The following is a 19,603-nucleotide window of genomic DNA, read 5'->3' on the forward strand; positions in this document are numbered from 1 at the left end:
GGGCGGGTATCCGACGCTCGACGGTGACTTCGCCTACGGGCAGGAGGTGCGGTTCAGTCACGACGGGCGGCCCTTTCTCCGGTACGAGGCGCGGGCCTGGCTGGTCGATGACGACGGGGTGCCGTTGCGGCCCGCGGCCCGGGAGAGCGGGTGGTGGCGGCTGCAGCCGGAGGGGCGGCTGGAGGCGCTGGTCACCCAGCCCACCGGCATCACCGAGATCCTGGTCGGACAGGCGGCGCCAGGGGTGGTCGAGTTCGCCTCGCACGCCGTGGCCCTCACCCCCACCGCCAAGGACGTGAGCGCCACCCGTCGCCGCTACACCCTGACCGACGGCGACACCCTCGACTTCGTCCACGAACTCGCAGCCGTCGGGCAGCCCTTGCAGCACCACCTCTCCGCGACCCTGCGGCGCGAAGCCGGTCAGAGCACCCCGCCCGCCTCGTCCTGGAACAGCGCGGTCCAGTAGTGCCAGTCCGCGTCCGTCGTCGTGCCCGTGGGGTCGATCGTGGACAGGGCGCGGATCATCGTCTTGGCGACCTGGACGTACAGCGTGTTCGTCAGTTCGTGGGCGAGGGACTCGTCCATCCTGCGCTCCCGGTGCAGGAGCCAGAGGGTGAAGGCGAGGGTGGAGATGTCGGTGTTGAGGGGGTGGAGCGTGCCGTCGCGCTCGCTCCAGCTCAGGACCGCGCCCGTCTCCCCGTCGACGACCAGGGTGTTGTCCTCGATGAGGTGGCCGAGGACGATCAGGTGGCCGGCCCGGGGCGGCAGGGCGACCGGTTCCTCGGCCCGGTGCTCCGCGAGGGTCGGAAGCGGGGCGTCCGGGTCGGTGTGGAAGAGGACGCCGTCCTCGGGCAGGCCCGTCTCCGCCAGGAAGCGCCGGGTCGGGGCGTGCGTGAGCGTGGACGGGAAGTCGATGTCCTCGAAGCGGGCGACCATGCTCCGGCCGAACTCGTGGTCCAGCAGGCGCGGCGGGAGGTCCAGGGCCAGGCCGGAGTCGGTGCCCGGCCCCGCGACCAGGGCCAGGGGACGGATCAGGGCCGCGATCTTCCAGAAGGTCGGCACCTCCCCGCCCGTGCCCTCCTCGAACACCGTCAGCAGTTGGCGCGTCGCGTCCTCCACGGCCGTGGGACCGAAGCGGCCGGCGTAGGCGGCGAACTGGCCGCGCACCTCGGTCAGTTCGTCGGTCGCCGTCGCGAAGCGGACCAGGGTGGGGAGCGACGGGGCCAGGGGCGTGCGGTCCATCAGCTCGGGACGGGCGGGGAAGAACGCCGTCGTCGAGACCTCGCCGGTGACCCCGTCGAGCAGGACCGACTCCGTCTCCCTGCCGTGCAGGTCCGTGAGTCCGCCTATCACCAGCTGGTCGCGCAGCTCCTCGCTGAGCCGGCCGGCCGCGTCGGCCGTCGCGTCCGCGACCGTCCGCAGGCCCTGCCTGCGCAGCTCCTCGAAGGTGAACAGGTCGCTGTCGACGGGCAGTCCGGGGCCGCTGAGCCAGCGGCGGGTGGACGTGTGCGAGATGTACGGCCGCAGTTCGTCCTCGGTCAGTGTGATCGCCGCTACGGCGGTATCGGTCGTGCTCATGGCTCCCCCGTGTGCTTCGTACGCAGTCCCCTGGCCGGGCACGGCACGGCGAACCCGTCGGACCTGCGCTCGTCCCCCACTGCTCGAAACACTACGCGCCACCACTGACAACGCCCCCGTACCAAGGAGACGCCGGAGCACCCGCGCACGTTCCCGCCCCGCGAGAATCGCCACCCGCGGTCCAGGCCGGCCCGTGGCGCGCCCCGGCCCGGTCATCCGCCGCCTGCGCGACCGTCGACTCCCCGGGAGCCGCGCGTCACGTCAACTCCCCCGCAGCCGAGACCACTTCGGTCACGCGAAGTACACGCCGCCCACCACGACCACGATCGCCGCCACCACGAACAACAGGATCCACAGGGCCAACTTGCCCAGCCCGGGCGGCGGTTCGTACTCGCGGGGCTCCTGGCCCGGCGTGCTCACCGGTCCGTCACCACCGCGGCCTGCGGGCGGATCGGCAGCCGGTTGACGGGGCGGCCCGTCGCGGCCCGTACCGCGGAGGCGATGGCCGCCGGTGACGTGACCACCGGCACCGCGCTGGCCGCCTTGGCGCCGAACGGGGCGACCACGTCCCGCTCCTCGACCAGCTTGACGATCCGGATCTCCGGCGCGTCCAGGGCCGTCGGCAGCGCGTACCCCGTGAGGTCGGGGTGGCGGATCAGCCCGCGCGCGCTGCGCAGGTTCTCCGTGAGCGCTATCCCGACGCCCTGGGTGACGCCCGCCTCGATACGGGCCTCCAGCTGGGCCGGGTTGAGGATCCGGCCGACGTCCTGGGCGAGCGCCAGCTCGACCACCCGCACCGCGCCGAGTTCGATGTCCACGTCGACCACCGCGCGGATCGCGCAGAACGCCATGCCGACGAAGGCGTCGCCCTGGCCGCTCTCGTCGAGGGGTTCGGTGGGGTGCGGACGGCACTGGGCGGTGGCCCACAGCTCCTTGCCGTCCATGGCCTCGGTGACGGTCGTCGACAGGACGCCGTCGTACGAGGTGATCTTGCCGTCGGTGATCTGGAGCAGTTCGGTGGACATGCCGAACTTGTGCGCCAGGGGCTGGAGGAGCTGGGTGCGGACCATCTTGGCCGCGCGTTCGACCGCGCCGCCCGAGACCCAGGTGTGGCGGCCGCGCGCACCCGGCCCCGCCGGGGGCTGGTCGGTGTCGACGGGGGCCACGTGCACCTCGTCGATGCCGAGCGTCTCCTGGACGATCTGGCGGGCCAGCGTGGTGAAGCCCTGGCCGGTCTCGACGGCCGCGCACAGGACCGTGGCGACGCCGTCCTGCACCCGTACGGTCGCCGTGGAGACCTCGTCGGCGCCTTCCGCGCCCAGCATGTGCACCATGCCGAGGCCGTAGCCGACGCCCCTGCGGATCGCACCCGGTTCGCCCGCGCCCTCGGGGCCGCCGGGCAGCAGCCACTCGTCCTCGGGGGTGTCCTTGGGGAGCGCCGGGAGCGGGAAGTCCCGTACGGCCTGCAGCAGTTCGGCGACCGGCGCCGGGCAGGTCACCGTCTGGCCGGTCGGGAGGACGTCGCCGGTGGCGAGGACGTTGCGCAGGCGCAGTTCCGCCGGGTCGAGGCCCAGCTTCTTGGCCAGCTTGTCCATCTGCGCCTCGTAGGCGGCGCACACCTGCATGGCGCCCTCGCCGCGGACATGGCCGGAGGGCGGGTTGTTGGTGCGCACGGCCCAGCCCTCGATGAAGGCGTTCGGGACGACGTACGGCCCGCAGGCGAAGCCCACCGCGGCGGCCAGGGCCTCCGAGGAGGTGTCGGCGTAGGCGCCGGAGTCGAGCAGGATCTGCGCCTCGACCTTGACCAGCTTGCCCTCGGCGTCGGCGTGGTGCCGGTAGCGGAGCAGGGTGGGGTGGCGGTGCACGTGGCCGAGGAAGGACTCCTCGCGCGTGGCCGTCAGCTTGACCGGGCAGCCCGTCTTGAGCGCGAGCAGGCCCAGCGGGAGCTGGAAGCCCTGGTCCTCGCGGTCGGCGGTGGCGCCGGGCACGCCGGTGACGACGACCTTGACCCGCTCGGGTTCGAGGCCGTAGCAGGCGGCGGCCGTGTCGCGGTCGGTGTGCGGGTCGGTGGAGGCCAGGTACAGCTCCACGCCGCCGTCGGGGCGGGGCACGGCGAGGCCGGCCTCGGCGCCGATGGGGGCGGGGTCCTGGCGGCCGATGCGGTACTGGCCCTCGACGACGATCTCACCGGTCGCGGACGGGTCGCCGTGCTGGAGCGGGATGTGCCGGACCAGGTTGCCGTCGGGGTGCAGCGGCTCGGCCTCGAAGGCGAGTTCCGGGTCGGTGACCGGGTCCAGCACCTCGTACTCGACGATGACGGCGGCCGCGGCCATGCGCGCGGTGTCGGGGTGGTCGGCGGCGACGGCCGCGATGGGCTCGCCGTGGTGGCGTACGACCTCGGAGGCGAACACCGGGCGGTCGGCCCTGCCGCGGCCGTGCACCGGTCTGCCGGGGACGTCCTCGTGGGTGACGACCGCCCGGACCCCGGGCATCTCGCGCGCGTGGGAGGTGTCGATGGACACGATGCGCGCGTGCGCGTGCGGGGAGCGCAGGACGGCCGCCCACAGCAGGCCCTCGGCCCACAGGTCGGCCGCGTAGGGGAAGGTGCCCTCGGTCTTCGCGCGCGCGTCGGCTGGCGGCAGGGAGACGCCGATGCCGTGCGGAATCGGCTCGGGGGCGGGTGCTGCCTCCGCGGCGGTGGTCGCGGTGGCGGCTTCGTTGCTCACGCCTGGCCTCCGTCCTGTCCCTGTCCGTACGCCTGCTCATGCGGTCCGGAGGTGCCCGGGAACCCCGGCGAGTCGAACGCCGAATGGTGCACGCCTCCGGCCCCGGGGCCCGCCTGGTGCGGAATACGGGCCTCGTCGCCGTCCGTCTCACCGTCGCCCGTCGCGTGGGCCTCGCGTTCGGCGACGACCTCCTTGACGGCGTCGACGACGCCCCGGTAGCCGGAGCAGCGGCAGAGGTTGCCGCACAGCGCCTGGCGGGTCTCCAGCTCGGTGGGGGCGGGGTTGCCCTCCAGAAGGTCGTGCACGGTCATCGCCATGCCGGGCACGCAGAAGCCGCACTGGACGGCCCCGCACCGGGCGAGCGCCCGCTGCACGTCGGAGGGCCGGCCGTCCTCGGCGAGGCCCTCGACGGTACGGACCTCGCTGCCGGCGGCGGTCACGGCGGGCACCAGGCAGGAGGCGACGAGCCGCCCGTCGACCTGGACGTTGCACGCCCCGCACTCGCCCTGCGAGCAGCCGTCCTTGGCGCCGGCGAGTCCGAGCCGCTCGCGCAGCACGTAGAGCAGCGACTCGCCGATCCAGGCGTCGGTGACGGGGCGGTCGACGCCGTTGACGCGCAGGACGTAGGAGGCGAGGGGGTGTTCCTCGCCGGGGTGCGCCGGGGCCTGGTCTTCGGGGTTCGCGTCGGGGTCGGCGGCGTGCTCCTCGACGGCCTCCGGCGCTGGTTCGCCGTCACCCGCGGCCGGGGCGTGCTCGGCACCGGGCTCGGCGGGGCCGTCAGCGGCCTCCACGGCCTCTTCGGCGTCCTCGGGGGCCCGGACGGCCATCGGCGCTTCACCGGGGCCGTCCGAGGGCTGTGGGGCGGCTGTGGTGGGGTCGTCCCCGTAGGGCTCGGCGGGGTCGCGGGGCTGGGATGCGCCGTGCGGCCCGGCGAGGGCGGTGCCGTGGCCGTCGGTGTCGGCGTGCGGCTGCGCGGCCTCCGGGGGCATCTCCTCGGAGGCACTGTCGGGCCCGGGTCGATGCGGGGCGTCGGCGACGGCGTGGTCGCCGGGGTGCGCGGCGGACGGCAGGTGGGCGTCTCCGGCCTGCCCGGCGTGCCGTTCGACGGCCTCCTCGGCCTCGCCGCCCGGCGCCTCACCTGCGGGCACGTGCGCGTGGCCGTCGTCTACCGGACCCGGGTGACCGTCATCGGCCGTACCGGCGTGACCGTCGAACCCGCTCCCGTGACCGTTGTCGAAACCGCCGCCCCGGCCGTCGTCGAACGCACCGCCGTGACCGCCCTGGAAGCCGTCGCCGTGTCCGTCGTCGAACGCGCTTCCGTGACCGTCGCCGTGCGGCACGTGCGTGTGCCGTTCCCCGGCCGGGCCGCCGTGCTCGGGGGCCGCTCCCGGGTCGCCCTGGGGCTGGTCGCCCCACGGCTGTGCCGGCTGTGTCGCCCAGGGCGCGGCCGCGCCGCCCGGCAGGGTCGCCGGAGGGGTGCCGCCGCCCCACTGCTCGACCAGGGACGACGTGGTGAACTCGCCCGATTCGTCCGGGAGCTCGCCGCCCGCGACCGGGATCGACCACTGGCCGGTGACGTCGTGGCCCGGCGCGGGCGCGGCCGCGGTGTCCTCCACGTGCCACTGCTGGGTGGTCGCGGGGTTGTACGTGAACTGCCCGGTCTGGCCCTGCGGCAGGGTGCTCGGGTCGGGCCACCGGGCGCCCTCGGAAGGCGGCACGGCCCAGGCGCCCGGGTCGGTGCCGTCGCCCTGCGCGGCCGTTATCTGCGGCGGCACATAGCCGTGACCGGGCGCGGCGAGCGGAGTGTCGGTGGAGGCCAGGAGGGCGTCGATGCCCCCCTCGGGGAGTTTCACGAAGGCGGTCGCGCCGTCGTCGTAGTCCCCCTGGGGCAGCGGGTCCCAGCGGCCGGCGGCCCGGGGCGTGCCCTCTCCGTGCTGGTCGTCGGTCACGAAAGTGCCCTCCCCAGTGCTCGCCGGGCCAGCGCGGCGACAGTGCGCCGCAGGTGCAGTACCGCGGGCGGATGCTGCGGCACGGAGCCGTCCGGGGCCGGTGCCGGGTCCGGGATGCAGGCCGCGGCGACGTACTCGCCGAAGGCCTGCAGTGCCTCCGGGACGATCGCGCGGTTGTTGTCCCAGTCGATGAGCCGGGCGACCCACTGCTCGGCGTCCAGGGGCCGCAGCGGCATCGGCGCTATGGCACCGACGGCGCACCTGACCCCGCGCCGGGCCGGGTCGAGGACCAGTGCAACGGAGGCCATCGCGCGGCCCGGTCCGGTGCGCCCCGTGACCTTGAGGAAGACCTGCGGGGCGTGCAGCAGCGGCACGCGCACGAAGCCGATGAGTTCTCCGGCGCGCAGCATCTCCATGCCGGCCAGCAGGTGCGAGACCGGCATCTCCCTGCGGGCTCCGTCGGGGCCCGCGATGATCAGCGTGGCTTCGAGGGCGGCGAGGACGGGCAGTGCGTCGCCGGTCGGGGCCGCCGAGGCGATGTTGCCGCCCAGGGTGCCCGCGTTGCGGATCTGCGGCGGGCCGGCGGCGCGGGCGGCGGCCGCGAGCGCCGGGATGAGGGCGGCGAAGTCGGGGCGGCCCATGCGCGCGTGCGTGAGCCCCGCGCCGAGCAGGGCGTGCCCGTCCTGGTACTGCCAGCCGCGGATCTCGCTGATCCGGCCGAGGCCGACGAGAGCGGCGGGCCTGAGCTGCCCGGAGTTGACGGCGGCCATGAGGTCGGTGCCGCCGGCGACGGGCACGGCGGCGGGCATGGCGGTGAGGGCCGCCACGGCCTCGTCCAGTGTCGTGGGCAGCGTGACGGCCTGCGCCGCCTGCGGTGCGTGCGTGGTCAAACCGGCTGCCCCTTCCCGCTGCCCCACCTGGTCCTGCCGGCCCTGCCTGTTGCTGCCGTACGGTACGTGCTGACAGGGCGGACGTGGCAACTCTGGCACATCTTCGCAACACCCGAAGACAGGGGTCCGCTAGGAGGTGTTCGGCGGCTTTCGCCCGCCCCATCAGGGAGATGGTCCGTTTTCGCACGGGATCACCGCCCCGTACCGATTGACACTCTTCGGTGACCCTTAGGGCTCTTTTTCCCTTACCTGTTCGGAGGCGCTCCCTCGATGGGCCGGCCGAGCACACCGGGCCGTTTCTGCCAGGGCAGCGGCCCCGTGGGCGGCCGGTAGCCGACGCCGAGGGCGTCGAGCAGCCGGTAGTGCGCGGTCATCCGCCGCTCGAAGTCGGCGAAGTCCCGTTCCCCGGGGGCGGGCAGGGCGCTCCAGGCCACCTCGGCGAAGGCCGCGAGGCGGGGGAAGGTCTGGTAGTCGACGCGGCCCTGGTCCTCCATCACCTCGGTCCACACGTTGGCCTGCGCGCCGAGGACGTGCGCGGCCTCCTCGGGCGTCAACTCCGGTGGCACGGGCTCGAACCGGTAGACGTCCTCCAGGGTGCGGACGTAGGCGATGGGGACCGGCTCGTCGGCGCCCGCGTCCTGCCGGTAGTCCAGATACACCTGCTGCTCGGGGCACATGACGACGTCGTGGCCCGCGCGGGCGGCCGCGATGCCGCCCGTGTAGCCGCGCCAGGACGACACCGCGGCGCCTTCGGCCAGGCCGCCCTCCAGGATCTCGTCCCAGCCGATGAGCCTGCGCCCGCGCGCGGAAAGCCACTTGTCGAAGTGTGCGACGAACCAGGACTGCAACTCGTCCTCGTCCGCGAGGCCGAGTTCCCCGATCCGGGCCTGGACCGAAGGCGACTGCCGCCACTGCTCCTTGGCGCATTCGTCGCCGCCGATGTGAATGAACTCGGAGGGGAACAGCTCCAGCAGTTCCTCGAAGACGCCCTCGTAGAAGCGGAGGGTGTTGTCAGTGGGGTTGAGTACGTTCAAGGAGATGCCCCAGTTGTCCCAGACCGAAAGGGAGGACGTGTCGATGACATCGGTGTTGCCGAGTTCCGGGTACGCGGCGATGGCCGCCTGCGAGTGTCCGGGCACGTCGATCTCGGGGACGACGGTGATATGCCGTTCGGCCGCGTAGGCGACGATCTCCCGGATGTCGTCCTGGGTGTAGAAACCACCGTGCGGCTTCTCCTCCCACAGCGGCGAGGCCCGGTGGCCGAATTTGGTGCGCGCCCGCCATGACCCCACCTCGGTGAGCCGGGGATGCCTCTTGATCTCGATCCGCCAGCCCTGGTCGTCCGTCAAGTGGAAGTGGAAGACGTTGAGTTTGTGCGCGGCCATCAGGTCGAGACAGCGCAGGACCCCGTCCTTGGGCATGAAGTGCCGGGCCACGTCGAGCATGAGGCCGCGCCAGCGGAACCGCGGGGCGTCCTCGACGGTCTGGTGCCGTACGCCGTAGCGCCGGCCGGGGGCCACGGGCGCGCGCCGGAAGGCGTCGGGGCCGAGCAGCCGGCGCAGCGACTGGGCGCCCCAGAACACTCCGGCCGGGCCGCCGCCGGTGATCTCCACGCCGTCGGCGGTGACCTTCAGCCGGTAGCCCTCCGGCTCCAGGGTGTCGTCGAGGCGCAGTGCGAGCGTGTTCTCGGCGCCCTCCTGGCCCGGCGGCAGCGACAGGCCGAGGGCCGCGCCCAGGGTGGAGCGCAGCCAGCGCTGGGTGGTCCCGGTGCCGGGCGCGCCCCACAGGGCGGTCTCCGGTCCGAACACGAAGCCGCCCGTCGTGGCCACCTCGACGGCGCGGGGCGCGGGAATCAGTTCAGCCAGTGAAGTCACGTCAGTCCTTGACCGCTCCGCCCGGCCACGGGACCAGGAGTCGCTGTACGAGTACGAGGGAGACCAGCACCGCGATCGCCGTCACCGCCCACGCGGCCACGACCCTGCGAAGTGTCGCCGACGAGGAACGACTTGGCGAAGAGGAAATCGTCCCGGACCGGGATCTCCACAGGCGCGATCCGGTCACCGCGGTCGCGCCGGGAAATCGCGAGCAGCGCCGGAACGATCAGTAAAGGACACGCAAAGGACCCCCGAAGCGCGTCACAACGCGCCCCGGAGGCCCCTTGAAAGTCAGCCTGGGGGCGGCGGTCCTACTTGTCGCCGCCCTTGTCGTCGTCCCCCGAGCCCATGGACTCGTAGATCTCCTTGCACATGGGACACACGGGGTACTTCTTGGGATCGCGGCCGGGTACCCACACCTTGCCGCACAGCGCCACGACGGGGGTCCCGTCGAGGGCGCTCGCCATGATCTTGTCCTTCTGGACGTAATGGGCGAAGCGCTCGTGGTCGCCGTCGCCGTGGGAAGTCTGCGGCGTGGGCTCGACGAGGGTCCCCGTACCAGTCCCGCGCTCGGGCTCGAGAGTGCTCATACGCCCAAGAGTACTGAAGCTCACATGGATCAGTTGAGCGACGGGTCGTCCGGGTACGTGGCCACCATCGCCAGTTCGCTGCGCTGGCGGCGCAGCACCTCGCGCCAGAGTCTTTCCGGGGCCGGCGAGGAGACGTCGCCGGGTTCCGACTCGACGACGTACCAGGCGCCCTCCACCAGCTCGTCCTCCAGCTGACCGGGGCCCCAGCCCGCGTACCCGGCGAAGATGCGCAGGCTGCCGAGGGCCGAGGCGAGCAGCTCCGGCGGGGCCTCCAGGTCGACCAGTCCGATGGCACCGTGCACTCTGCGCCAGCCCAGCGGCGACCCGTCGACGGCCCCGCCGCCGGGGATGACGGCGACCCCGAGGGCCGAGTCGAGGGAGACCGGGCCGCCCTGGAAGACGACACCGGGCTCGCCCGCGAGGTCGGCCCAGCCCTCCAGGATGTCCCCGACGTCCACCGGGGTGGGCCGGTTGAGAACGACACCGAGGGAGCCCTTCTCGTCGTGGTCGAGAAGGAGCACCACCGCACGGTCGAAGTTCGGGTCCGCCAGGGCGGGCGTTGCCACGAGCAACCGCCCTGTGAGCGAGGACACCTCGGTCATGCCAGACATGATCCCGCATCTTTCCTCCGCATGGGGAGGCAATGCCCCGACGACGGTGGATGCAGCTCAGAGCGCACCGATGCGCCGCGAGCGCACGCCGGGCGCCGGTGACCCCATGTGCCCGCCACCTAGCAGCCCGTGTTGTGACAGAGCTATGACGTTGCTGGGCGGCACTTGGGCTTACAGAAGGGGGGTGGGCGGCGATTACCCTTGTCCCTTCTGGCCCCTGCCCGACTCATCGGAACGCGAGATACATGACCGTCAACGGCTCTGACGACGTACTGCTTGTCCACGGCGGAACCCCGCTGGAGGGCGAGATCCGTGTCCGCGGTGCGAAGAACCTCGTACCGAAGGCCATGGTCGCCGCCCTGCTGGGCAGCGAGCCGAGTCGACTGCGCAACGTTCCGGACATCCGTGACGTGCGGGTCGTACGCGGGCTGCTGCAACTGCATGGTGTGACGGTCCGTCCGGGTGAGGAACCGGGCGAGCTGGTGATGGACCCGACGCATGTCGAGAGCGCCAACGTCGCTGACATCGATGCCCACGCGGGTTCCTCGCGGATCCCGATCCTCCTGTGCGGCCCGCTGCTGCACCGCCTGGGGCACGCCTTCATCCCCGGTCTCGGCGGCTGCGACATCGGCGGCCGGCCCATCGACTTCCACTTCGAGGTGCTGCGGCAGTTCGGCGCGACGATCGAGAAGCGCGCGGACGGGCAGTTCCTGGAGGCGCCGCGCCGGCTTCGGGGCACGAAGATCACGCTGCCCTACCCGTCCGTGGGCGCGACCGAGCAGGTGCTGCTGACGGCGGTCCTCGCCGAGGGTGTCACCGAGCTGTCGAACGCCGCGGTGGAGCCGGAGATCGAGGACCTCATCTGCGTCCTGCAGAAGATGGGCGCCATCATCGCGATGGACACCGACCGGACCATCCGCGTCACCGGCGTGGACCGGCTCGGCGGCTACAACCACCGCGCCCTGCCGGACCGCCTGGAGGCCGCCTCCTGGGCGTCCGCCGCGCTGGCGACCGAGGGCAACATCTACGTGCGCGGCGCCCAGCAGCGCTCGATGATGACGTTCCTGAACACCTACCGGAAGGTGGGCGGGGCCTTCGAGATCGACGACGAGGGCATCCGTTTCTGGCACCCCGGCGGCCAGTTGAAGTCCATCGCGCTCGAAACCGACGTGCACCCGGGCTTCCAGACGGACTGGCAGCAGCCGCTGGTGGTCGCGCTCACCCAGGCCACCGGTCTGTCGATCATCCACGAGACGGTCTACGAGTCCCGTCTCGGCTTCACCTCCGCGCTCAACCAGATGGGCGCACACATCCAGCTCTACCGCGAGTGCCTGGGCGGCTCGAACTGCCGCTTCGGCCAGCGCAACTTCCTGCACTCGGCGGTCGTCTCGGGCCCCACCAAGCTCCAGGGCGCCGACCTGGTGATCCCGGACCTCCGCGGCGGCTTCTCGTACCTGATCGCCGCCCTCGCGGCCCAGGGCACCTCCCGGGTCCACGGCATCGACCTGATCAACCGCGGCTACGAGAACTTCATGGAGAAGCTCGTGGAACTCGGCGCGAAGGTGGAGCTGCCGGGCAAGGCACTCGGCTGACCACCCGCTTCCACACGCCGCGCCAGGACACCCCCGCCCTCGGCTGGGGGTCCGGGGGTCGTCCCCCGGGCAGACACAGCATGGAGAAGCTCGTGGAACTCGGCGCGAAGGTCGAACTGCCGGGCAAGGCACTCGGCTAGCGGCAGCGGTCGTACGAACGCCGATGGGGCGGTCACCCGGACTCGGGTGACCGCCCCATCGGCGTTCGGCTGAAGCGCCCCTTCAGGGGCGCGGGGAACTGCGCGACCAGCCACAGCGGCGCCGCAGTCGCCCACGGCGCCACGCCAGGTCGGCGAGCAGGCGCCCTTACTTGCCCTTGGCGGCTTCCTTCAGCTTGGAGCCCGCCGAGACCTTGACGCTGTAGCCGGCCGGGATCTGGATCGGGTCACCGGTCTGCGGGTTGCGCGCGGTGCGAGCGGCACGGTGGGTGCGCTCGAAGGTCAGGAAGCCGGGGATGGTGACCTTCTCGTCGCCCTTGGCGACGATCTCGCCGACGGTCTCGGCGAACGCGGCCAGAACGGCGTCGGCGTCCTTGCGGGTCACCTCGGCGCGGTCGGCCAGCGCGGCCACCAGCTCACTGCGGTTCATGTTGTTACTCCCGTGTTCTTCTTGCCGTTGGGGTGTGCCACGCGGCGGGGCCGCACACGAGGCACAGCGAAGCCGATGCGCTCGCGCCCAGAGACGCATCCTGCCCCTACCTGCTGCGGGAAAGCCAATCCGGCACCCGTAGGGCTCGCATGAACACCCTAGGGGGTCACACGAACAGAGGCCTGGGCGTGGCGCCACCCTAGAGGGTGGCGTGAAGCGCCCGGTTCCGCGACGCGCCGGGCCGGAGGACCACCGTGGCAATCCTCACAGCCGAACAAACATACGACGTCCACTGTAGACGCGGGGCCCGCGGACCCGGACGAGGCCCCTACGCCGTCGCGCCCGCGGCCTTCGCCGCGTCCCGCACCGCACCGGCCACCGCGCCCGCGACCTTGTCGTTGAAGACGCTCGGGATGATGTAGTTCGGGTTCAGCTCGTCCTCGGTGACGACGTCCGCGAGGGCCTTCGCGGCGGCGAGCATCATCTCCGTGTTGACGGTGCGGGACTGGGCGTCCAGCAGACCGCGGAAGACACCCGGGAAGACCAGCACGTTGTTGATCTGGTTGGGGAAGTCGGAGCGGCCGGTGGCCACGACCGCCGCCGTCTCACGGGCGACGGCCGGGTCGACCTCGGGGTCGGGATTCGCGAGCGCGAACACGATCGCACCCTCGGCCATGGCGGCCACGTCGGCGCCGTCCAGGACGTTCGGGGCCGAGACACCGATGAAGACGTCGGCGCCGCGGACGGCCTCCTTGAGCGTCCCGGTCAGGTTCTCGGGGTTGGTGTTGTCGGCGATCCAGCGCAGCGCCGAGCCGGGGGCGGCCTCGACGAGGTCCTCACGGCCCGCGTGGACCACACCGTGGATGTCGGCGACGACGGCGTTCTTGACGCCGGCGGCGATCAGCAGCTTGAGGATGGCCGTACCGGCCGCGCCGGCGCCGGACATGACGACCCGGATGTTCTCGATCGCCTTGCCGGCGACACGCAGCGCGTTCGTCAGGGCGGCGAGGACGACGATCGCGGTGCCGTGCTGGTCGTCGTGGAAGACGGGGATGTCGAGGGCCTCACGCAGCCGGGCCTCGATCTCGAAGCAGCGGGGCGCGGAGATGTCCTCCAGGTTGATGCCCGCGAACCCGGGGGCGATCGCCTTGACGATCTCGACGATCGCGTCGGTGTCCTGGGTGTCCAGGCACAGCGGCCAGGCGTCGATGCCGGCGAACCGCTTGAAGAGGGCCGCCTTGCCCTCCATGACCGGCAGGGCCGCCTTGGGGCCGATGTTGCCCAGGCCCAGCACGGCCGAGCCGTCCGTCACGACCGCAACGGAGTTGCGCTTGATGGTCAGGCGGCGGGCGTCCTCGGGGTTCTCGGCGATCGCCATGCACACGCGGGCCACGCCCGGGGTGTAGATCATCGAGAGGTCGTCACGGTTGCGGATGGGGTGCTTCGACGCCATCTCGATCTTGCCGCCGAGGTGCATCAGGAACGTACGGTCGGACACCTTGCCGAGCGTGACGCCCTCGATGCCGCGCAGCTCCTCGACGATCTCGTCGGCGTGCTTGGTGGAGCTGGCCGCGATGGTGACGTCGATCCGGAGCTTCTCGTGACCGGATGCGGTGACGTCGAGGCCGGTCACCGAGCCTCCGGAGGACTCCACGGCGGTGGTGAGCTGCGAGACGGCGGTTCCGCTGGCGGGCACCTCCAGCCGGACCGTCATCGAGTAGGAGACGCTGGGCGCCGTTGCCATGGCCGACTTCCTCTGCTTTCACGGGTGACGCTGATGCCGTCCGATCGTCGCACCTACTGATGAGTAGGCGTTAGCCGCGCCGGATTGCGGACTTTGTGTTCATGGAGGCGTCCATACGAAAGAGGCCCACGTCACATGGACGTGGGCCTCTCGCCAGGTCAATGACACCGACCCGCCATGCTCGCCTCGCGGCAAGTGGTCGCTCTGAGCGACGAAGGTTGGGCCCGGGGGCTTGGATCGGGCCGGTGTCACGTCCAGGCTAACAAACGGATCCCGAAAGACCATTCCCGTGCGGAGAGTTCAATCTCTCAGCAGATCCGGCACGCCCTCCCCGTCCGGCTGGTCGCGCTCCGCCGAGACGACCGTGAGCTGCTGGGTGGCCCGGGTGAGGGCGACGTAGAGCACCCGCAGTCCGGCGGGCGACTCGTCGGCGATCTCGGCCGGGGAGACGACGACCGTCGCGTCGTACTCCAGGCCCTTGGCCTCCAGACTGCCGAGCGCCACGACCCGGTCGCCGAGTCCGGTGAGCCAGCGGGCGGCCTCCTCCCGGCGGTTCATGGCGACCACCACGCCGACCGTGCCGTCGACCAGACCGAGCAGCCGGGCGGCCTCCTCGCGGACGGTCTCGCCCAGCGACTTGCGTACGACGACGAAGCGGGGCTCGACACCGGTGGACCGCACGGCTCGCGGGGACTCGGAGCCGGGCATGGCCAGCGCCAGCACCTTCGCCGCGAGGTCGGCGATCTCGGAGGGGTTGCGGTAGTTGACGGTGAGCTGGAAGCGGCGGCGGGGACGGCTGCCCAGGGCCTCGTCACGGGCCTCGGCGGCCTCGTCGGGGTCGGACCAGGAGGACTGGGCGGGGTCGCCCACGACCGTCCAGGTGGCGTGCCGGCCGCGGCGGCCGACCATGCGCCACTGCATGGGCGTGAGGTCCTGGGCCTCGTCGACGATGACGTGCGCGTACTCGACCCGCTCCTGGGCGAGCCGCTCGGCCCGCTCGCGCTGCGACTCCTCGCGCACCGGCATCAGCTCCTCCAGGCCGGTGAGCTGGTCGAGCGGGTCCAGTTCGCGCCGCTTGCGCGGGCGGGCGGGGACGCCGAGGACGGCCTGGAGCTCGTCGAGCATGGCGATGTCGTGCACGGTCAGGCCGTCGCGCCGCAGCGAGCGGGCGACCCTGCGCACCTCGCCGGGGTTGAGGATGCGGCGGGCCCAGCGGCCCAGGCGCCGCTCGTCGGCCATCGCGGCGAGGACGGTCTTCGGGGTGAGCTCGGGCCACCAGGCGTCGAGGAACTCGATGAAGGCGTCCTCGGAGGTGATGTCCTCGTCGAACGAGGACCGCAGCTCGGCGGCCAGCTCCGGATCGGTGTGCCGGCCGCCCGCCCCGGACCGCGCCCACAGCGCGTCCAGCAGCAACTTGCGGGCGCGGGGCCGCAGCAGGTTGACGGGCGCGGTGCCGCCGAGGGCGTTGCGGCGGATGCGTTCCAGCTCCTCCGCCTCCAGCTCCAGCCTCCGCCCGAAGGCGACCACCCGCAGGCGGGTGGGGGGCCCGGCCGGGGCCTGCGGCGATACGGCGGCGCGGGCGCCGTTCCCGTCCCCGCCACCGGCGTAGGGGTCACCGAGGTCGCCGAAGGAGAGTTGCCCGGAGTCGGGGCGGGCGTGGGTGGTGCCCAGCCCGCCGGTGCCCAGCTCCAGCACCCCCCGTGCCGCCTTCCGCAGCACCTTCAGCATCCGGTACGAGCCCTTGGCGCGGGCCACCGCCGGTGAGTCGTACAGAGTGGCCTCGACGCCGTCGACCAGGGAGCCGATCGCGCGGATGGCGACCTGGCCCTCCTCGCCGAGGGAGGGCAGGACGCCCTCGGTGTAGGCGACCAGCAGGGGGGTGGGCGAGACGATGAGGATGCCGCCCGAGTACCGGCGGCGGTCCTGGTAGAGCAGGTACGCGGCGCGGTGCAGGGCCACGGCGGTCTTGCCGGTGCCGGGCCCGCCCTCGACGTACGTCACCGACGCGGCGGGGGCGCGGATGACCAGGTCCTGCTCGGCCTGGATGGAGGCGACGATGTCCCGCATGGTGTGGCTGCGGGCCTGTCCGAGCGCGGCCATGAGGGCGCCGTCGCCGATGACGGGCAGTTCGTCGCCGTCGAGGAAGGCCTTGAGCTCGGGGCGCATGAGGTCGTCCTCGACCCCGAGGACCCGGCGCCCCTTGGAACGGATGACCCGCCGTCGTACGACACGCCCGGGATCCACCGGAGTGGACCTGTAGAAGGGCGCCGCGGCGGGGGCCCGCCAGTCGATGACGAGGGGCGCGTACTCGGAGTCCAGGACCCCGATCCGGCCGATGTGCAGGGTCTCCGCGATGTCGGCGGTGTTGTCCTCGCGGACGGCCCCTTCGGCGGGCTCGACGGCGGTGTAGGCGCCGTCGGGTCCCTTCTTGCCGTCCTTGCCGAGCAGCAGGTCGATCCGGCCGAAGAGGAAGTCCTCGAACTCGTTGTTGAGCCGGTTGAGGTGGACGCCGGCCCGGAAGACCTGGGCGTCCCGCTCGGCGAGCGCGCCGGGCGTGCCGACCTGGCCACGCTTGGCCGCGTCGTTCATCAGGAACTCCGCCTCGTGGATCTTCTCCTCGAGGCGCCGGTAGACCCGGTCCAGATGTTCCTGTTCGACGCTGATCTCACGGTCCCGAACCGAGTCCTGAACCGAGCCGACCGCAGATGGTTGAGCCTGAGCGGCCACCGGGCCCCCTTCTGACGTGCTGGGCAGCCGTCAACCGTACGCGAAGGGGGCCCCGGCGGGAAGTTACGCGTCGACCTGGACGAGCTTGTTGCCGTCGGAGTCCACGACCTCGAAGTGATCGATCTCGTTCTGGGCGGGTGCGACCGCGCCGCCGATGTAGAGGGGCTGCTTGGACTCCGCGGTCTTGCCGTTCGGGATGCCGTAGCCCCACTTGCCGACGGACCAGGTGGAGGCCGTCCAGCGCTCGCCGTTGGTGCCGACGGCGATCAGGGAGCACTTGAGCGGTCCCTTGACGCCCTTGAGCTCCAGGCCGAGCGAGGTGCCCCAGTTCTTCTCCTGCATGGCGACGGTGGCGCTGACCCCGGTGGTGGAGTCGGTCGCGGACACCTTGTCGCGCATGGAATCGAAGAGTTCCTTCGGGGTGGCCGCGAGGACCTGTCCCTGCTTGGCCCCGCCGTCCGAATCGCCGCCGTTCGCCGCGATCGCGACGAAGGGTCCGCCGATGATCAGCGCGGCCGCGGCCGCGACCATGTACATGCTGCGGCGCCGCTTCTGCGCACGGCGCTCGGCGACCTCGTCCACGAGCTTGTTCACGATCCGCGGACTGGGCTTGGCGGACAGCGACTCCCCGATCGCGGGAGTGCCGGAGCCCGGCAGATCCGCGAGGGCGGCGAGCATCGGCTCCATGCCGGCGAGCTCGTCGAGCTGCTGTGCGCACCACTCGCAGGTCGCGAGATGGGCCTCGAAGGCGGTCGCCTCGGCGTCGTCGAGGATTCCGAGGGCGTAGGCGCCGACGGTCTCGTGCTCGTTCGGCACCGGAGATCCCATCATGGAGCCAGACATACCCGAACCACCTGTGCCGAATCCCTGGTTACCCCCGTAAACACCCATCACGCTGTCACCCCCCGCTCCTCCAGTGCGAGCTTCATCGACCGCAGGGCGTAGAAGACCCGCGAGCGGACGGTGCCGCTGGGGATGCCCAGTGTCTCGGCCGCCTCGTTGACGGTACGCCCCTTGAAGTACGTCTCGACGAGCACCTCCCGGTGGGCCGGGGTCAGGTCGTCGAGCGCGTCTGACAGCGTCATCAACCACAGCGCCTTGTCGATCTCGTCCTCCGCGGGGATGACCTCCAGCGGCGACGGATCGACCTCCTGCGGCCGGGCCTGCCGGCTGCGGTGGCCGTCGATGACGATGCGCCGGGCGACCGTCACCAGCCAGGGGCGTACCGATCCGGTCGCTCGATTGAGCTGGCCGGCGTTCTTCCAGGCACGGATGAGTGTTTCCTGCACCACGTCCTCGGCTCTCTGGCGGTCACCCGCGACCAGACGAAGGACGTACGCAAGGAGAGGTCCGGCGTGCTCCCGGTACAGGGCACGCATCAGCTCCTCATCAGGTTCCGAGGGCTGGGACATGCGATGTCGGGCCCTCGATCCACGTTCATTGGCCACGACGGAATCCTTGCGCACGCCCACCTCCGATGTCCGGGGGTTCCCCCAGTCGGTCGCTCGACTACGGGTACGGACGCGATGAGTTGGGTGTTCAAAGTGCGACGACAGTTTTCTTCTGAGTGACGTGACGAGACAGGACATGCGCGCACATTCCCGCCGCGCGATCTTTACATTTCCACCACACAGGCAAGATCACGACTACGGCCCGTGAGGTTGGGCGAGTAAACGACATGTAATCGAAATCACTTCGACTCCCGCTCCACAGAAGGGACATAACGGTCGGTCAGTTGCGCGAGAGCGCCGCGCGCCGACGGTGGCGGGCCACTCTTTCGCGGTTCCCGCACACTTCACTGGAGCACCAGCGCCTCCTGCGCCCCCGTGAGGTGTCCAGGTAGACGATGGGGCAGTTGTCCCCTTCGCACTCTCTGATCCCGGCCCGCGCGACGGGGTCCGTGAGCAGTTCCACGGCGTCCCTGGCGACGGCCCCGAGCAGCGCCGCGCAGTCCGGCGGGCCGTCCAGCTCGCGCACCAGCGAGCCGTCCTCGGCCGGCACCGCGCGGGGGGCGGGCGGTGCGGCGCGGGCGGCGGCGTTGACGTGGGCGAGCGCGAGGTCGTAGGCGTGACCTGCGGCTTGGCCGCGGGCTTGACCGGGTCCGTGAACGGGTCCGTGACCGGGAGCTTGGCCGGGGGTGCCCCGGACCAACTGTCCGACACGTCCGCGCAGTTCGCGGAAGTCGACCAGCCAGGAGGGGTCCATGTGTGTCAGGTCCGTCCCCTCGGGCACCAACCCCGAGCCGACTATCCAGGCGCCGAGCACCTCCGTCGAGTCGAGACGTTCCTCGGGGTGGGTGGTCGCGAGGAGGTCGAGACAGATCCGCCCGGCGTCGAACCGCAGCTCGTACGCGACCGTGGCCGTACCCAGTGCCATGTGCCTGTCACCGCCTAGGGGTGCCCCGGTCGTTCGGGGTCGGTGAAGTGCTTCGAGGCTCTATGGGGCTGTTCCGGGGCTCCCTCCCACAGTGCCTTCCCGCTCCCGCCGCCGGAACCCCCCGTACCGGGAGCGATGCCTGGACGCGCACGTATGCGAGGGCGCGTCTCGGCCATGTCCGGTGCGGTGGGCCGGGTCCTTGACTGGAGGCATGACACAGAGCAGCAGGAGCAGCGGCCTCGTCCTCGGCGCGGCCACCGTCGCCACGGGCCTGATCGCCGGGACCTTCTACGTCTTCGCGTGCGCCGTGATGCCGGCCCTGGCCCGCAGCGACGATCGGGTCTACGTCCAGGTGATG

General features: G+C 71.9%; 16 protein-coding genes. 2 read left to right on the top strand and 14 right to left on the bottom strand.

The window, feature by feature from the left end; genetic code table 11:
- A partial coding sequence (locus EHS43_RS14675) for an FABP family protein (protein ID WP_148104045.1) occupies positions 1–466 on the top strand: 466 nt, incomplete at its 5' end.
- On the opposite strand, the gene EHS43_RS14680 is transcribed toward EHS43_RS14675, so the two are convergent.
- From EHS43_RS14680 to EHS43_RS14710, 8 genes are all read right to left on the bottom strand, one after another.
- Positions 421–1,578 carry an SUKH-4 family immunity protein gene (locus tag EHS43_RS14680; protein ID WP_125191222.1) on the bottom strand — a complete coding sequence of 386 codons (1,158 nt, stop codon included), beginning with the start codon at positions 1,576–1,578 and terminating at the stop codon, positions 421–423. The genes EHS43_RS14675 and EHS43_RS14680 overlap by 46 nt on opposite strands.
- Positions 1,579–1,869: 291 nt before the next feature.
- Complete coding sequence (locus tag EHS43_RS47690; protein ID WP_260470535.1) at positions 1,870–1,998, bottom strand: hypothetical protein; 129 nt, start codon at positions 1,996–1,998, stop codon at positions 1,870–1,872.
- Positions 1,995–4,304 carry a xanthine dehydrogenase family protein molybdopterin-binding subunit gene (locus EHS43_RS14685; protein WP_125191223.1) on the bottom strand — a complete coding sequence of 770 codons (2,310 nt, stop codon included), beginning with the start codon at positions 4,302–4,304 and terminating at the stop codon, positions 1,995–1,997. The genes EHS43_RS47690 and EHS43_RS14685 overlap by 4 nt, the downstream gene beginning before the upstream one ends.
- Positions 4,301–6,253, bottom strand: coding sequence for a 2Fe-2S iron-sulfur cluster-binding protein (locus EHS43_RS14690; RefSeq protein ID WP_125191224.1), 1,953 nt, complete (start codon positions 6,251–6,253; stop codon positions 4,301–4,303). The genes EHS43_RS14685 and EHS43_RS14690 overlap by 4 nt, the downstream gene beginning before the upstream one ends.
- Positions 6,250–7,143: a xanthine dehydrogenase family protein subunit M gene (locus EHS43_RS14695; RefSeq protein ID WP_037710721.1), complete on the bottom strand. Its 894-nt coding sequence runs from the start codon at positions 7,141–7,143 to the stop codon at positions 6,250–6,252. Before EHS43_RS14695 ends, EHS43_RS14690 begins: the two co-directional genes overlap by 4 nt.
- A gap of 245 nt (positions 7,144–7,388) precedes the next feature.
- Entirely contained in the window at positions 7,389–9,017 is a 1,629-nt protein-coding gene (locus EHS43_RS14700) for a beta-N-acetylhexosaminidase (RefSeq protein ID WP_185806252.1), read from the bottom strand.
- A gap of 311 nt (positions 9,018–9,328) precedes the next feature.
- Positions 9,329–9,607, bottom strand: a complete 279-nt coding sequence (locus tag EHS43_RS14705) for a DUF3039 domain-containing protein (protein ID WP_123761082.1) — start codon at positions 9,605–9,607, stop codon at positions 9,329–9,331.
- 29 nt (positions 9,608–9,636) lie between these two features.
- Complete coding sequence (locus EHS43_RS14710; RefSeq protein ID WP_125191225.1) at positions 9,637–10,209, bottom strand: YqgE/AlgH family protein; 573 nt, start codon at positions 10,207–10,209, stop codon at positions 9,637–9,639.
- A gap of 254 nt (positions 10,210–10,463) precedes the next feature.
- On the opposite strand from EHS43_RS14710, the gene murA reads away from it, so the two are divergent.
- Positions 10,464–11,810 carry a UDP-N-acetylglucosamine 1-carboxyvinyltransferase gene (murA, locus tag EHS43_RS14715; RefSeq protein ID WP_123989640.1) on the top strand — a complete coding sequence of 449 codons (1,347 nt, stop codon included), beginning with the start codon at positions 10,464–10,466 and terminating at the stop codon, positions 11,808–11,810.
- Between the two features lie 306 nt (positions 11,811–12,116).
- On the opposite strand, the gene EHS43_RS14720 is transcribed toward murA, so the two are convergent.
- The 6 genes from EHS43_RS14720 to EHS43_RS14745 all read right to left on the bottom strand — a co-directional run bounded on the left by EHS43_RS14720 (position 12,117) and on the right by EHS43_RS14745 (position 19,245).
- Positions 12,117–12,398: an HU family DNA-binding protein gene (locus EHS43_RS14720; protein ID WP_007382399.1), complete on the bottom strand. Its 282-nt coding sequence runs from the start codon at positions 12,396–12,398 to the stop codon at positions 12,117–12,119.
- A 328-nt stretch (positions 12,399–12,726) separates the two neighbouring features.
- Positions 12,727–14,142 carry an NAD-dependent malic enzyme gene (locus EHS43_RS14725; protein ID WP_125191226.1) on the bottom strand — a complete coding sequence of 472 codons (1,416 nt, stop codon included), beginning with the start codon at positions 14,140–14,142 and terminating at the stop codon, positions 12,727–12,729.
- A 300-nt stretch (positions 14,143–14,442) separates the two neighbouring features.
- Positions 14,443–16,869 (bottom strand): UvrD-helicase domain-containing protein, encoded by a 2,427-nt coding sequence (locus EHS43_RS14730; protein WP_125191227.1) that lies wholly within the window; start codon positions 16,867–16,869, stop codon positions 14,443–14,445.
- Between the two features lie 63 nt (positions 16,870–16,932).
- The gene (locus tag EHS43_RS14735) at positions 16,933–17,700 is read right to left on the bottom strand and encodes an anti-sigma factor (protein WP_185806253.1); all 768 of its coding nucleotides are present in this window, start codon (positions 17,698–17,700) and stop codon (positions 16,933–16,935) included.
- 59 nt (positions 17,701–17,759) lie between these two features.
- Complete coding sequence (locus EHS43_RS14740) at positions 17,760–18,281, bottom strand: sigma-70 family RNA polymerase sigma factor (RefSeq protein WP_010039908.1); 522 nt, start codon at positions 18,279–18,281, stop codon at positions 17,760–17,762.
- 319 nt (positions 18,282–18,600) lie between these two features.
- Positions 18,601–19,245 carry an ABATE domain-containing protein gene (locus EHS43_RS14745; RefSeq protein WP_125191229.1) on the bottom strand — a complete coding sequence of 215 codons (645 nt, stop codon included), beginning with the start codon at positions 19,243–19,245 and terminating at the stop codon, positions 18,601–18,603.
- Positions 19,246–19,603: the final 358 nt, after the last annotated feature.

This window comes from Streptomyces sp. RP5T, assembly GCF_003933965.1.
Classification (GTDB): Bacteria; Actinomycetota; Actinomycetes; order Streptomycetales; family Streptomycetaceae; genus Streptomyces.